The sequence below is a fragment of the Agromyces ramosus genome, assembly GCF_004216665.1.
GTDB lineage: Bacteria > Actinomycetota > Actinomycetes > Actinomycetales > Microbacteriaceae > Agromyces > Agromyces ramosus.
The window spans coordinates 1,020,990-1,035,759 of sequence record NZ_SGWY01000002.1; the positions used below are offsets into that span (position 1 = coordinate 1,020,990).

The 14,770-nt window shown below is 71.2% G+C and carries 13 protein-coding genes; 4 read left to right on the top strand and 9 right to left on the bottom strand.

The window, feature by feature from the left end; translation table 11 throughout:
* Positions 1-2 precede the first annotated feature (2 nt).
* The 5 genes from EV187_RS11380 to EV187_RS11400 all read right to left on the bottom strand — a co-directional run bounded on the left by EV187_RS11380 (position 3) and on the right by EV187_RS11400 (position 4,591).
* Complete coding sequence (locus EV187_RS11380) at positions 3-1,808, bottom strand: peptidoglycan D,D-transpeptidase FtsI family protein (protein ID WP_242609549.1); 1,806 nt, start codon at positions 1,806-1,808, stop codon at positions 3-5.
* Positions 1,809-1,827: 19 nt separating this feature from the next.
* The gene (ftsL, locus tag EV187_RS11385) at positions 1,828-2,415 is read right to left on the bottom strand and encodes a cell division protein FtsL (protein ID WP_130353129.1); all 588 of its coding nucleotides are present in this window, start codon (positions 2,413-2,415) and stop codon (positions 1,828-1,830) included.
* Complete coding sequence (rsmH, locus tag EV187_RS11390; protein WP_130353130.1) at positions 2,412-3,365, bottom strand: 16S rRNA (cytosine(1402)-N(4))-methyltransferase RsmH; 954 nt, start codon at positions 3,363-3,365, stop codon at positions 2,412-2,414. Before rsmH ends, ftsL begins: the two co-directional genes overlap by 4 nt.
* A 101-nt stretch (positions 3,366-3,466) precedes the next feature.
* Entirely contained in the window at positions 3,467-3,898 is a 432-nt protein-coding gene (mraZ, locus tag EV187_RS11395) for a division/cell wall cluster transcriptional repressor MraZ (RefSeq protein WP_130353131.1), read from the bottom strand.
* A gap of 309 nt (positions 3,899-4,207) precedes the next feature.
* Positions 4,208-4,591 (bottom strand): DUF3040 domain-containing protein, encoded by a 384-nt coding sequence (locus EV187_RS11400; protein WP_130353132.1) that lies wholly within the window; start codon positions 4,589-4,591, stop codon positions 4,208-4,210.
* 74 nt (positions 4,592-4,665) lie between these two features.
* Here EV187_RS11400 and EV187_RS11405 point away from each other — a divergent pair, with 74 nt between their 5' ends.
* A complete protein-coding gene (locus EV187_RS11405; RefSeq protein WP_130353133.1) occupies positions 4,666-5,778 on the top strand; it encodes a polyprenyl synthetase family protein in 1,113 nt (370 codons plus the stop codon).
* Positions 5,779-5,784: 6 nt separating this feature from the next.
* Here the strand turns inward: EV187_RS11405 and EV187_RS11410 are convergent, their stop codons facing one another.
* Complete coding sequence (locus EV187_RS11410) at positions 5,785-6,123, bottom strand: Rv2175c family DNA-binding protein (protein ID WP_130353134.1); 339 nt, start codon at positions 6,121-6,123, stop codon at positions 5,785-5,787.
* A 171-nt stretch (positions 6,124-6,294) separates the two neighbouring features.
* On the opposite strand from EV187_RS11410, the gene EV187_RS11415 reads away from it, so the two are divergent.
* Both EV187_RS11415 and pknB read left to right on the top strand, forming a co-directional pair.
* The gene (locus tag EV187_RS11415; protein ID WP_130353135.1) at positions 6,295-7,536 is read left to right on the top strand and encodes a LysM peptidoglycan-binding domain-containing protein; all 1,242 of its coding nucleotides are present in this window, start codon (positions 6,295-6,297) and stop codon (positions 7,534-7,536) included.
* A 117-nt stretch (positions 7,537-7,653) separates the two neighbouring features.
* On the top strand, positions 7,654-9,576 hold the full coding sequence (pknB, locus tag EV187_RS11420; protein ID WP_130353136.1) for a Stk1 family PASTA domain-containing Ser/Thr kinase: 1,923 nt from the start codon (positions 7,654-7,656) through the stop codon (positions 9,574-9,576).
* A 51-nt stretch (positions 9,577-9,627) separates the two neighbouring features.
* Here the strand turns inward: pknB and EV187_RS11425 are convergent, their stop codons facing one another.
* From EV187_RS11425 to EV187_RS11435, 3 genes are all read right to left on the bottom strand, one after another.
* A complete protein-coding gene (locus EV187_RS11425; protein WP_423190884.1) occupies positions 9,628-10,998 on the bottom strand; it encodes a class II 3-deoxy-7-phosphoheptulonate synthase in 1,371 nt (456 codons plus the stop codon).
* An 80-nt stretch (positions 10,999-11,078) separates the two neighbouring features.
* The gene (locus EV187_RS11430; RefSeq protein ID WP_130353137.1) at positions 11,079-11,768 is read right to left on the bottom strand and encodes a lysophospholipid acyltransferase family protein; all 690 of its coding nucleotides are present in this window, start codon (positions 11,766-11,768) and stop codon (positions 11,079-11,081) included.
* Positions 11,769-11,821: 53 nt separating this feature from the next.
* The gene (locus EV187_RS11435) at positions 11,822-12,769 is read right to left on the bottom strand and encodes an ROK family glucokinase (protein ID WP_130353138.1); all 948 of its coding nucleotides are present in this window, start codon (positions 12,767-12,769) and stop codon (positions 11,822-11,824) included.
* A 146-nt stretch (positions 12,770-12,915) separates the two neighbouring features.
* Between EV187_RS11435 and EV187_RS11440 the strand changes: the two genes are divergently transcribed.
* A complete protein-coding gene (locus tag EV187_RS11440) occupies positions 12,916-14,745 on the top strand; it encodes an AMP-dependent synthetase/ligase (RefSeq protein WP_130353139.1) in 1,830 nt (609 codons plus the stop codon).
* Positions 14,746-14,770 lie beyond the last annotated feature (25 nt).

The following is a 14,770-nucleotide window of genomic DNA, read 5'->3' on the forward strand; positions in this document are numbered from 1 at the left end:
TCTCACCAGGTGGCTGGCAGCTCGGGCGCCGGGGCGCCGGATGGAACGGTCCGATACTTCTTCAGCACCTGGCTCATCACCTGTTGGAAGACGGGAGCGGATGCGGCGGACGAGTTCATCTTAACGGGATTCATGATGCTCACCGAAACGACGAACTGCGGATCGTCGGCCGGCGCGAACCCGGACACCGACACGAGGTAGCCGCTGAGGTACCCGCCGTTGCCGTCGGGGACCTGGGCGGTTCCCGTCTTCGCGGCAACCCGGTAGCCGGGGATCTCCCACTTGTCGGCGAGCCAGCCCTCGAGGTACACCCGCTCGAGCATCCGGCTCGTCTGGTCGGCGGCGTTCTCGGAGATCACGCGAGTCCCCTCGGACTGCGGGACGGTCGCCTCGCCGTCGGCGTCGGCGCAGCCGTCGACGAGCCGCACCGGCATCCGCACCCCGCCGTTGGCCAGGGTCTGGTACGAGCTCGCGATCTGCACCGCGGTGGTCGTGAGGCCCTGGCCGAACATCGTGGCGTACTTCGTCTGGTTGTCCCACTCGTCGGGCCCACCGTGCAGGTCGCCGGGCTCCTCGGCCGGGAAGTCGACCTCGGTGCGCTCGCCGAGCCCGAAGGCGAGCATGTCGTCGTAGCGCTCCTGGTCGGAGAGCCGCTCGCCGAACAGCGACATGCCCGTGTTGGACGAGTCGATGAGCACGCCCGTGAGCGTGTAGGGGGTGTCCTCGTGGAAGAAGCTGTCGTTGACGTCCGCGCCGTTCGCCGGGCGGTAGCGGTAGGGCGCGACGATCTGGCTGAGCGCGTCGGCCTTGCCCGCGTCGATGACGGATGCCGCGGTGACCGCCTTGAACGTCGAGCCCGGCTCGAACGGCGCCGTGAACGACCGCGAGCCGCGGTCGCCCTCGGGGGTGGCCGCCGGGTCGTTGGGGTCGACCGTCGGCACGTCGGCGACCGCGAGCAGCCGCCCGGTCTTCGCCTCCATCACGGTGACGGTGGCCCAGTCGGCGCCGACCGCCTGCACCTGGGCCTCGGCGATCCGCTGCACCATCCACTGGAGGTCGGAGTCGATCGTGAGGCGCAGGGTGCCGCCGTCGCGCGCCTGCTTGTGGATGACCTCCGTGCCGGGGATCTGGACCCAGTCCTCGAGGCTGTGCAGGTAGCTGTACTCGCCGTCCTCCCCCGCGAGGCACTCGTCCTCGGAGAGCTCGAGGCCCGCGAGGGCGTCGCCGTCGTCGCCGACGAATCCGAGCAGGTTGCCCGCGACGGCGCCGTTCGGGTAGCGGCGGCTCGGATGCTCCCACGGCACCACCCACGGGATGTCGAGCGCCTTCACCCGTTCGTAGGTCGCCGTGTCGACGAGCTTGGCCACGTAGGCGAAGTCGGACTCGGGGTTCTCCGCGAGCTTGGCGTCGATGATGCCCTTCACCTGCTCGCCGGTGAGGCCGAGGACCGCCCCGAGCTCGGCCGCCGACTGCTCGATCGGAATCTCGACGGCCATCGTCGCGTCGGGGTCGTCGGGATCGGGCTGCTGGCGGACGATGGGACCGGCGCTCGCGTTCTTCGGCGAGACGGCGATGTCGTAGCGCATCACGCTGTCGGCCAGCACGATGCCGTTCGCGTCCACGATGTCACCGCGCGCGCCGTAGACCGTCACGGCCGTCGAACGCCGTCCCTCGGCCTCCTCGCTCAGCTCGGCGGCGCGAACGACCTGGATGTCGACCAGTCGGACGACGAACACGCCGACGAGCGCGACCAGCACGATCGCGGCGAGGATGATCCGCCGCATCGGGTGTCGGCTCGTGCGGTTCATTCCGGCCTTCCTCGTCGGGTCAGTGCGTGGCGGGCGTCGGCAGGCCGTCGGCCGGCGGCGGCGGGACGACCGGCGTCGCGCCGGGCGCTGAGGCCGACGCCTCCCCCGGAGTCCCCCCGCTCGGAGTCTGCACCGGCTGCTGCTCCGTCACGAGCGGCACGCCGCTGATCAGTGCATTCGGCACGAGCGGGGCGGATGCCGCGGCGCCCCCGATCGCGGCGGTGGGCTCGCCGAGCACGGCGCCGTCGGAGAGGCGAAGGTACACCGGGTTGGCGTTCGGCACCATGCCGAGTGCCTCCGCGTTCGCGGCCAGGAACTGCGGCGACTCGACGCGGTCGAGGTCCTCGGAGAGCTTCTGCTCCTCGCGGGCGAGCGTCGCCTGCTGCACCTGGTAGGAGTCGATCTCGTACGCGCCCTGCGCCACTGCGATCGAGAGCAGCAGTTGCACCACCACGATGACCGCGACGCCGCCGAGGGCGATGATCGCGTAGGCGAGGCGGGGTTTCGCACGGCCGCCGGGTTCGGGCACCGGCCGCAGGCGGCGCTCCGGCTCGGGTGCGGGGGTCCTCCGGGGTGCGGGGGCGGATCGGGCCGGCAGCGCAGTCATGACGGCCTCCTCACTCGTTCGGCGGCGCGCAGTCGCACCGGCTTCGCACGCGGGTTCTCCGCCTGCTCGGATTCGCTCGCCAGCTCCGCCCCGCGCACGAGGAGCCGGAACTGCGGGCGGTGCTCGGGCAGTTCCATCGGGAGCCCGGCGGGAGCGGAGGAGCTCGCCGCCGCCTGGAGCACGCGCTTGACGATCCGGTCCTCGAGCGACTGGTAGGCGAGCACGACGATCCGCCCGGCGACGGCGATGGTGTCGAGCGCGGCGGGCATCGCACGCTCCAGCACCGACAGCTCCTCGTTCACCTCGATGCGAAGCGCCTGGAACACCCGCTTGGCCGGATGCCCCTGGCGCTGCACGGCGACCGGGGTCGCCGCCGTGATGATCGCGACGAGTTCGGCCGACCTGGTGATCGGCGCCTCGGCCCGTGCGCGGACGATGGCCCGCGCGTACCGGGCGGCGAGCCGCTCCTCCCCGAAGTCGTGGAAGATGCGCCGCAATTCGTCCTCGCTCGACTCGGCGATGACGTCCGCGGCGGTGCGCCCCCGCGTGAAGTCCATGCGCATGTCGAGCGGTGCGTCCTTCGAGTAGGCGAACCCGCGCTCCGCGCGGTCGAGCTGCAGCGACGAGACGCCGAGGTCGAACAGCACTCCCTGCACCTCGTCGAATCCCTCGGATCGGACGGCCGCCGCGATGCCGTCGTACACCGTGTGCACGAACCGCGCGCGGTCGCCGAACGGTGCGAGCCGCTCGCGCGCGATCTCCAGCGCATCGGGATCGCGGTCGAGGCCGATGACGGTGAGGTTCGGGAACCGCTCGAGGAGCGCGAGGCTGTGGCCGCCCATGCCCAGCGTGGCGTCCACCACGACGGCGTCGTCGGCCTCCACGGCCGGCGCCAGCAGGGCGAGCGTGCGCTCGAGCATCACGGGGGTGTGGATGCGTCCGATGTCCATGATTCCGCCCTGTCTTCGGGGCCTCGGGTCCCGATCCCCATCCGTTCGTCCTGATGCGGGGAAGTGCACCAGGCGGCCGGCTGGGAGTCGGGGCCCGAGGACTAGAAGAGTCCGGGGATCACCTCCTCCGCCGTTTCCGCGAAGGCCGCCTCCTGCTCGGCGAGGTACGTCTGCCACGCCGTGGCATCCCAGATCTCCACCCGGCTGCCGGCACCGATGACCGTCAGGTCCCGGTCGAGCCCCGCGTAACCGCGGAGCGTGGCGGGGATGGTGACCCGATGCTGCTTGTCGGGGGTCTCCGCGGACGCCCCCGAGAGGAAGACGCGCATGTAATCGCGCGCCTGCTTGCTCGTGACCGGGGCTTGGCGGATCTTGTCGCTCATGCTCTCGAACTCCCGTGCGCTGAACACGTAGATGCAGCGCTCCTGCCCGCGCGTGAGCACGAGGCCGCTCGACAGCTCATCCCGGAACTTCGCCGGAAGAATGACACGGCCCTTCTCGTCGAGCTTCGGCTCGTAGGTCCCGAGGAACACCGCACCACCCCCTTCCTCCGGCCAGGATCCAGGTGACCCCACTTTACTCCACTCTCATCCACTGATCAACGACATTGGCTCGATTTCGACGCGGATCAGGTGTGAGATGCCTGTGAATACGGGACCTTCAGCCCGTGGAGGGCGGTGGAGGGAAATCCCACACCGACGGGCGTGGTGGGTCCGCTCGTCGGGCGAATGCGCCGTCGTCGGGTCAGCGGATGTCGCGGCGCCGGGCTCGTGGAACTCCCCGGCACGACGAAAACGGGCCGATCCGAAGATCGACCCGTCGCAGTGGTGCGAAGTGGAGGACTAGTCGCGGCCCTCCTGGCGGCGGTCCCAACGGTCGTTGAGGCGGTCCATGAAGCCGCCGCCCGTGCGCTTCGCCTTGGTGGCCGGCGACGGCTCCGTCGGGGCGGCTGCGGCGGCGCCGCGCTTGCTGGGTGTGATGGCGATGAGCACGCCGGCGAACATGAGCGCGAAGCCGATGACGCCGACGATGAGCAGTTGCAGGGCCACGCCCGCGATGAGCGCGCCGACCCCGGCGACGGCGAGCAGCACGCCGAGCACGATCGCCCGGTAGTTCGGCCGTCGTCCGCGGACACCGCCCACCGCGTGGACGAAGTCCGCGTCGTTGCGGTAGAGGTTCCGCTCCATCTCCTCGAGAAGACGTTGCTCCTGCTCTGAAAGCGGCATCTCATTCCCCTCAGGCTCGGGATCGACGCATCCGAGGCCATTCTAGCGCCGCGCCGCCTCGCTAGGCTAGGCGGGTGGCTCACGGTTCCCGGCTGGTCGATCTGGTGCATGCGCGCATCGAGGGCTTCCTCGCCGAACGCACTTCCATTCTCCGCTCGATCAGTCCCGACCTGGAGCCGCTCGACGCGTTCTCAAAGCGGTTTCTCAGCGGCGGCAAGCGATTCCGGGCCCTGTTCTGCTACTGGGGCTGGGACGCGGTGGCCGGCCGGGGCTTCGACCCGTTCGAGGCGGAGGGCGGCCGCGACCGGTTCCCGGTGGTCTCGGCCGCCGCCGCGCTCGAGGTGTTCCACGCCGCCGCCCTGGTGCACGACGACATCATCGACAACTCCGACACCCGAAGGGGCGCACCCTCGGCCCATCGGCTGTTCGAGGGGCTCCATGCCGAATCGGGGTGGGCCGGCAGCAGCGCGGACTTCGGCCGCGCATCGGCCATCCTGCTCGGCGACCTGCTGCTCGGGTGGAGCGACGAGTTGCTCGACGAGGGCCTCGAACCGCTCCCCGACCGGCAGGCAGCCCGGGCGGCGCGCGCCGAGTTCGTCAGGATGCGCGCGGAGGTGACCGCCGGACAGTACCTCGACATCCTCGAGGAGCGCGCGTGGGTCGTCCAGTCCGACGAGGAGCAGCGCACCCGCGCAGAACGCGTGATCGTGTACAAGGCGGCGAAGTACTCGGTCGAGTCGCCGCTCGCCATCGGCGGCACGATCGCCGGCGCGACGACGGCCCAGCTCGACGCGCTGCGCGGGTTCGGCCTGCCCCTCGGCATCGCCTACCAGCTGCGCGACGACCTGCTCGGCGTCTACGGCGACACCGAGCTCACCGGAAAGCCGAGCGGCGACGATCTCCGCGAGGGCAAGCGCACCATGCTCATCGCGATCGCCCGCGAACGCCTCGCCCTCGGGCAGCGACGCCTGCTCGACGAGCTCCTCGGCGATCCCGAGCTCGATGCCGGGCAGGTCTCCATGCTGCAGCGCACCATCTCCGACTGCGGCGCCGTCGACGAGATCGAACGCCTCATCGCCGACAACGTCGCTCGCGCCACCGCGGTGCTGGCCGAAGCGCCGTTCAGCCAGGACGCCCGCGCCGAGCTCGGCGCGCTGGCGAAGGCGGTCACCCGCCGGTCGAGCTGAGCGGCGTCAGGCGAGCGCCTGGGCGATGCGGCGCACCTCCGCTTTGCGCCCGGCGCGGAGTGCCGCGATCGGAGTCGTGCCGAGGCTGTCCTCCTCCTCGAGCAGCCATTCGAGCGCCTCGGCGTCGGTGAAGCCGGCATCCGAGAGCACCATGGCCGTGCCGTGGAGCTCGGTCAGCGGCGCGCCGTCGCGCAGGAACAGCGCGGGCACCTTCAGCACGCCGTCGACGCGCGCCGCCAGCAGGTGGCGATCGTCGATGAGGCGGCGGATGCGGCTCGGGGTCTGCCCGAGCAGCTCGACGAGGTCGGGAACGGTCAGCCAGTCGGTCTGGGCGTCGTCGGTCACGTGACCAGCCTGCCAGACGCACGCGGCCCTGCGGAAGCGGTGGCCCCCGCGGCGTGGCGACGGGTTCCCGGACGGAGTCGGGAGACGCGCGGCGAGGTCGTTGACTCGACCCATGCCGTGTGCGACGTTGGCCACGGACGAGGAGGTCCGACGCCGGCCTGAGGGGGAACGATGGCGAGCGAGACGGAGCAGATCCGGCGCGACTCCCCGGCGCGCGCCGACGCCTCCGATCGACCCCGTCGGCGCGGGATCCGGGCCGTGCTCAGCGTGCCGCTCGCGATCGTGAGCACGGTCGCCGTGACCTTGGGCATCGCCCACCCCGCCGAGGCCGCGACGCCGCAGGTCAAGCGGCACGCGAAGGCGAAGGCGCAGGGCTCCGCCGTGCACCGGACCGCCGCGGTCGCCGCGGTCGCGCCGGCGCCCGCCGAGTACGTCGTGGCGGAGGGCGACACCGTGAGCGGCATCGCCGAGCGATTCGGACTCGCGACGGCGGAGGTCCTCGCGGCGAACGGGCTCGGCTGGTCGAGCCTCATCTTCGCCGGCCAGCGGCTCGCGCTGCCCGCCGGCGCTCCGGGCGCCGACGCGGCCATTGCACCCCTTCCCGTCGCGCCCGAGATCGCGCGGCACGTCGTCGTCGAGGGCGACACCATCGGGGGGATCGCCGCCAGGTACGGACTCGACGTCGCGAGCGTGCTCAGCGCGAACGGACTCGGACCCTCGAGCCTCATCTTCCCCGGCGAGGCGATCGTCCTCCCGCTCACCGACCCCTCCGCCGTCGCGCCCGAGCCGGTCCCACGGTCCGGGCCCGCCCCGCCTGCCCCCGCCCCGGCTTCCGTCGAGGCGCACGTCGTGGTCGAGGGCGAGACGCTCATCGCGATCGCCGATCGCTACGGCGTCACGGTGGCCGAACTCGACGCGAACAACGGACTCGGCGGGTCGAACGTCATCCTGCCGGGCCAGTCGCTCGTCGTCCGCCGCCCCACGCCGGTCGTGTCGGTCACGATGCCGCTCGACGACGAGACCCGCGCCAACGCCAGGATCGTCATCGACGTCGGGCGGGCGCTCGGCGTCCCCGACCAGGGCATCGTCATCGCCCTCGCGGCCGCGGCGCAGGAGTCGGGCCTCCGGAACGTGCACCACGGCGACCTCGACTCGCTCGGACTCTTCCAGCAGCGGCCGAGCCAGGGCTGGGGCGCACCCCATGAGGTGCTCGATCCGGTGCAGGCGGCGACCGCGTTCTACGTCGGACACGGCGAGCCCGGCGCGGGCGGCACGCTCGGCCTGCTCGACATCCCGGGTTGGGAGTCATTGAGCGTCACCCAGGCCGCGCAGGCGGTGCAGCGATCCGCGCATCCCGATCACTACGCGAAGTGGGAGACGCAGGCGCGGGCCTGGCTGTCGGAGCTGGGCTGAGCCCGCGATTCCGCGCGGCGCCGGGACGCGGCATCCGTCATCACGAAGCCATTGCGATCTCGCCGTTCTGCGGCGTTTAGTCGGCTTGCGGCATGTGCGCCTTCGTAGACTCGAAGGGTGACCACCGCGCCTGCCGACCCGATGATCGGCCGTCTCGTCGACGGCCGGTACCAGGTGCGCTCGCGGATCGCACGCGGGGGCATGGCCACCGTCTACCTCGCGACCGACCTCAGGCTCGAGCGCCGGGTCGCGATCAAGATCATGCACGGCCACCTCGCCGACGACAACACGTTCAAGACGCGGTTCGTCCAGGAGGCGCGTTCGGCCGCACGGCTCGCGCACCCGAACGTCGTGAACGTCTTCGACCAGGGCCAGGACTCCGACATGGCGTACCTCGTCATGGAGTACCTGCCCGGCATCACCCTGCGCGAGCTGCTGAAGGACTACAAGAAGCTCACGCCCGAGCAGACCGTCGACATCATGGACGCGGTGCTCTCCGGCCTCGCGGCCGCGCACAAGGCCGGCATCGTGCACCGCGACCTGAAGCCCGAGAACGTGCTGCTCGCCGACGACGGCCGCATCAAGCTCGGCGACTTCGGCCTCGCACGCGCCGCGAGCGCGAACACGGCGACCGGGCAGGCGCTGCTCGGCACGATCGCGTACCTCTCCCCCGAGCTCGTGACCCGCGGCGTCGCCGACGCGCGCAGCGACATTTACGCGGTGGGCATCATGATGTACGAGATGCTCACGGGTGAGCAGCCCTACGTCGGCGAGGCGCCCATGGCGATCGCCTACCAGCACGCGAACGAAACGGTGCCCACGCCGAGCTCGAAGAATCCCGCCGTCCCAACCGAGCTCGACGAGCTCGTCCTGTGGGCGACGGCGCGCGACCCCGAGGAGCGCCCGAACGACGCCCGCGTCATGCTCGACCGGCTGCGCGAGGTGGAGCCCGGCATCCGCGCGTCGCGCACCCCGCTCCGCACGCAGGCCACCATGGTGATCGCGGATGCCGCGATGCCCATCGGTGCCGCCACGGCCGAGACCAGCGTGATCGGCGCCGCCGCCGTCGCGCCAGCCGCCCCCGCCGTCGCGCTCGCGACATCCGACGGCGGCGAGGACGCGGCCGCGCTCACCTCGACGGCCGCTCGTCGCCGGCGCCGCGGCTACTGGATCTTCGCCCTCGTGCTCCTGCTCACCGGCCTCGCCGCCGGAACCGGCTGGTACTTCGGCGCCGGCCCCGGTGCGCTCGCGACCGTGCCCGAGACGGCGACGCTGCTCCCCGACAACGCCCGGCAGGTGCTCGAGGCCGAGGGCTTCGAGGTGGTCGACGGCGAACGGAACGACCCGCGGGTGCCCGCCGGCCAGGTGTCCGGCACGGATCCGGCAGGCGGCCAGCAGGCGCGGCGGGGGTCAGCGGTGACGATGTTCGTGTCGCTCGGGCCGCGCATGCTGCCCGTGCCCGACGTGATCGGGCAGCCCGAGGCCGACGCGCGGGCGGCCCTCGCCGAGTTCGCCGTCGCGGAGGCGAGCGCACCGCAGTTCTCCGGTGACATCGCCGCCGGCTCCGTGATCGCCGTGCTCGGCGCCGATGGCAATCCCCTCGGCGCGGAGTACCCCGAGCTCGGCGACGTCACCCTGGTGGTGTCGGTCGGGTCGGTTCCCGACGTCACGGGCCTGCCCGTCGCCGAGGCCGAGGCGGCGATCACCGGCGCGGGCCTCGCGGTCGGCCGTGCCGAGCCCGAGTTCAGCGACGAGGTTCCCCTCGACCACGTGATCGCGGCGACCCCCACCACCGACCCGGTGCGCCCGGGCGACACGATCGTGCTCACGGTCTCGAAGGGCGAGGACCTCGTCGAGGTGCCCAACGTCATCACCGGCCAGACGATCGCCCAGGCGCGCGAGCAGCTCGAGGCGCTCGGCTTCACGGTGGCCTCGAACGTGCCGTCGTTCCTCGAGGGCGCCGTGGTGGCCTCCGTGCAGAGCCCGGCCCCGGGCGAACGCCTCAAGCGAGGATCCGAGGTCACGGTCAACTTCGGCTGACCCGGGCGGCGGTCGCGGGGCATCGGTGCGCCGGACGCCCCGCGACGTCGCTCAGCGGGCGGTGAGCTCCTCGGCCACCAGGAAGGCGAGCTCGAGCGACTGCATGTGGTTGAGGCGCGGGTCGCAGAGCGATTCGTATCGCGTGGCGAGGGTCTCCTCGTCGATGTGCTCGGAGCCCCCGAGGCACTCGGTCACGTCGTCGCCGGTGAGCTCGACGTGGATGCCGCCGGGGTACGTGCCCGCGGCCCGGTGCGCCTCGAAGAACCCGCGCACCTCGTCGACCACGTCGTCGAAGCGCCGGGTCTTGTAGCCGTTCGGCGTCGTGTACCCGTTGCCGTGCATGGGATCGGTGACCCAGAGCGGATTCGCATCACTGCGCTTGATGGCCTCGAGCAGCGGCGGCAGCGCCTCGCGGATCCTGCCCGCGCCCATGCGCGTGATGAACGTGAGGCGGCCCGGCTCGCGGTTCGGATCGAGCTTCTCGACGAGCTCGAGCATGGTCTCGGGCGTCGTCGACGGGCCGAGCTTCACGCCGATCGGGTTGCGCACCCGCGAGAGGAAGTCGACGTGCGCGCCGTCGAGGTCGCGCGTGCGCTCGCCGATCCAGATGAAGTGCGACGACGTGTCGTATGGCGTGCCGGTGCGCGAGTCGATCCGCGTCATCGGCCGCTCGTAGTCCATGAGGAGGCCCTCGTGGCCGGTGTAGAACTCGGTGTGCTTGAGCGCCTCGAAGTCGGCGCCGCACGCCTCCATGAACTTGATGGCGCGGTCGATCTCACGGGCGAGGGACTCGTAGCGCGCGTTCGCCGGATTCACCGAGAAGCCCTGGTTCCACGAGTGCACCTGGCGGAGGTCGGCGAACCCGCCCTGGGTGAACGCGCGGATCAGGTTCAGCGTGGAGGCGGCCATGTGGTAGCCGCGCACGAGACGCGCCGGGTCGGCCGCGCGCGACTCCGCCGTGAAGTCGTAGCCGTTCACGATGTCGCCCCGGTAGGCGGGTAGCGTGACGTCGCCGCGGGTCTCGGTGTCGCTCGAGCGGGGCTTTGCGAACTGGCCCGCCATCCGGCCCATCTTCACGACGGGCATCGACGCGCCGTACGTGAGCACGACCGCCATCTGGAGCACCGTCTTCACGCGATTGCGGATCTGGTCGGCCGTCGCGCCCGCGAAGGTCTCGGCGCAGTCGCCGCCCTGCAGCAGGAACGCCTCGCCGCGCGAGGCCGCCGCGAGTCGCGTGCGCAGCATGTCGACCTCGCCGGCGAACACGAGCGGCGGCAGCGTCGCGAGCTCGGCGGATGCCGCGTGCGCGGCGTCGGGGTCGGGCCACTGGGGCTGCTGCTTGATCGGCAGCGTGCGCCAATAGTCGAGGCCGTCGATCACGGAGGGATCTGCGTTGACGACGGGCTCGACGAGCTGTACCACGGGAGTGTCCTGAGAGTTCGGGCGCTGGGCGCCGGGAATGGGAACGCGGCGCCGCACGTCGCGCCGCCGCTGTTTCGAGCCTACCCCGAAGGCGTGGCGCGTTGCTCCCGCACGGAGCTCGCGTAGACGTCGACGTACGGCTGGCCGCTCAGTGCGCGGAGTTCGTAGACGAGCTCGTCGGTCACGGAGCGCAACACGAACCGGTCGCCCTCGAGTCCCTGGAAACGCGTGAAGTCGAGCGGCTCGCCGATGATGATACCGATGCGGCGCACCTTCGGCAGCCTGGTGCCGATCGGCATGACCTTCTCCGTGCCGATCATCGCGACCGGCAGCACGGGGACGCCCGCCTCGAGCACCATGCGGGCGACGCCCGTGCGACCCCGGTACAGCCGGGCGTCGGGGCTGCGCGTGCCCTCGGGGTAGATGCCGAGGATGCCGCCCTCGCCGAGCACCCGCAGGCCGGTCTCGAGGGAGGCCTCCGACGCCTTGCCGCCCGAGCGGTCGATGGGCAGCTGGCCCGCGGCCTGGAAGAAGACGCGCGTCGCCCAGCCCTTCAGGCCCTTGCCCGTGAAGTACTCGCTCTTCGCGAGGAAGACCACCGGGCGATCGACGACGAGCGGCAGGAAGATCGAGTCGATGAACGAGAGGTGGTTCGAGGCGAGCACGACCGCGCCATCCCTGGGCACGTGCTCCAGCCCGACGACCCAGGGGCGGAAGATCGCGAGGAGGATCGGACCGATGACGATGTGCTTCATGATCCAGTAGAACATCGGCGTACTCCCCTCCCCGGGCGAACGAACGATTCAGCCTAGCGCCGAGCGCGTCAGGCGTGGTCCTCGACCCAGACGCGCGCCAGGTCGGCAGCCCCGACGACGCCGGCGTCGTTCACGAGCTCGGCGATCACGAAGTCGGGCTCGGGGTGATAGCCCCGCGCCGGCAGGTGCTCGAGGTACGCCTCGCGGATGGGGCCGAGCAGCAGCTCGCCCGCGACCGCGACGCCGCCGCCGAACACGAACCGCTGCGGGTCGAGCACGGCCGACAGCGATGCGGAGGCCTGGCCGAGCCAGTGGCCGAGCTGGCGCACGGCTGCGACGGCACCCGGGTCCTCCTCCTCGATGAGCGCGCCGACGAGGCGGCCGTCGAGGGCGGCGTGCTCCTCGCGCACGCGTGCGAGCGACTGCCCGATGCCGCCGGCATCCGCGATCTCGTTCGCCATGCGCAGGAGCGCCCGACCCGAGCCGTATTGCTCGAGGCATCCGTGCTGCCCGCACCCGCAGGCGATGCCGCCCGGAACGAGGCGCATGTGGCCGAGCTCCGCGCCCGCCCCGAAGCCGCCGCGGAAGAGCCGGTCGCCCGCGACGATCGCGCCGCCGACACCGGTGCCGATCGTGAGCATCACCATGTCGCTGACGAGGCGGCCGGCGCCGAACCGGAACTCCGCCCAGCCCGCGGCGTTCGCGTCGTTGTCGACGACCACCGACGTGCCGACGCGGGCCTCGAGCTTCTCGCGGAACGGCTCGTTGCGCCAGTGGATGTTCGGCGCGTAGTACACCGTGGACTGGGCCGCGTCGATGAACCCGGCTGCGGCCACGCCCACGGCGGCCGTCGGGCCGTTCGCGGAGAGCGACTCGATCATCGCGACGACGGCGTCCTCGAGGAGCTGCGGATCGCCCGGGGTGGCGACGCGCTCGCTCCGGATGATGGCGCCGAACTCGTCGACCACCGCCCCGGCGATCTTCGTCCCGCCGATGTCGATACCGATCGCGTGCACCAGGAAGCCGCCTTTCGAAGGGGGTGAGGCCGAATGATCCCGGGGCCTCGAGGCCGCACGAGCAACGACTAGAGTGTAATCGACCCCAATGCCGAGGTTCGCGCGCTCTGCGCTGCGCAGCCTCCCCCGGTGCCGAAGGAGCTACCGTGATCCAATTCGATGCCCCCGCCGTCGTTCCGGCCGATCCCGAGGCGAACGCGACCGACCTCCTCGTCGACCGAGTCGCCGCGACGCCGGACTCGGTGCTGTTCTCCCTGCCCACCGCCGACGGCGGCTGGTCGCCGGTCACGACCCGCGAGTTCTACGACCAGGTCATCGCCCTTGCGAAGGGCCTCGTCGCCGCCGGCATCGAGCCCGGCGACAAGATCGGCCTCATGTGCAAGACGCGCTACGAGTGGACGCTGATCGACTTCGCCACCTGGTTCGCCGGTGCGGTGCTGGTGCCGATCTACGAGACCAGCTCCCCCGCGCAGGTGAAGTGGAACCTCGCCGACTCGGGCGCCATCGCCGTCATCCTCGAGACGCCCGACCACTTCGCCCGGTTCGACGAGGTGCACCCCGAGCTCCCGGCGATCCGCAACACCTGGCAGATCGACCTCGGCGACCTCGACAAGCTCGCGTCGTCGGGCACGGGAGTCTCCGACGATGAGATCGAGCGGCGGCGCAACCTCGCCGTCGGCTCCGACATCGCGACCCTGATCTACACGTCGGGATCGACCGGCAGGCCCAAGGGCTGCGTGCTCACGCACTCGAACTTCGTCGAGCTCTGCCGCAACTCGGCCGTGGCGCTCAAGGAGGTCGTGTCCGAGCCCGGCGCATCGACCCTGCTCTTCATCACGACCGCGCACATCTTCGCGCGGTTCATCGCCGTGCTGGCAGTGCACGCCGGCGTGCGCGTCGGCCACCAGCCCGACACGAAGCAGCTCCTCCCCTCGCTCGGCAGCTTCAAGCCGACCTTCCTCCTCGCCGTGCCGCGCGTCTTCGAGAAGGTCTACAACGTGTCGGAGCAGAAGGCGGAGGGGGGCGGCAAGGGCAAGATCTTCCGAGCTGCGGCCGACACCGCCGTCGCGTACTCGACCGCCAAGGAGGCCGGCAAGGTCCCGTTCGGCCTCAAGGTCAAGTTCACCCTCTTCGACCGGCTCGTCTACGGCAAGCTCCGGCACGCGATGGGCGGCAACGTGAAGTACGCCGTCTCGGGCTCCGCACCGCTCGGCCCGCGCCTCGGCCACTTCTACCACGCGCTCGGCATCACGATCCTCGAGGGCTACGGCCTCACCGAGACCACGGCGCCCGCCACGGTGAACCTCGCGACGAAGTCCAAGATCGGCTCGGTCGGGCCGGCGCTGCCCGGCGTGTCCGTGCGCATCGCCGACGACGGCGAGATCGAGGTCAAGGGCATCAACGTCTTCAAGGAGTACTGGAAGAACCCCGAGGCGACGGCCGACACCTTCGACGGCGACTGGTTCAAGACCGGCGACCTCGGCTCGTTCGACAGCGACGGCTTCCTCTCGATCACCGGCCGCAAGAAGGAGATCATCGTCACGGCCGGCGGCAAGAACGTCGCGCCCGCCGCGCTCGAGGACCCGATCCGCGCGAACCCGCTCATCGGCCAGGTGGTCGTGGTCGGCGACAAGAAGCCGTTCATCTCGGCGCTCATCACGCTCGACCCCGAGATGCTCCCGGTCTGGCTCAACAACAACCACGAGGACGCGGGCATGAGCGTCGAGGAGGCCACCACGAACGCGGCGGTGCTCGCCGAGGTGCAGCGCGCGATCGACGCGGCGAACGAGAACGTGTCGCGAGCCGAGTCGATCCGCAAGTTCACGATCCTCCCGTCGGAGCTCACCGAGGCGAGCGGGCACCTCACGCCGAAGCTCAGCATCAAGCGCAACGTCATCCTCGAGGACTTCTCCGGTCAGATCGAGGCGATGTACTCGGGAGCCCCGGCCACCGAGGGCCACTCGATCGTGCACTGATCGTTCTCACGACGAAGGGCCCCGC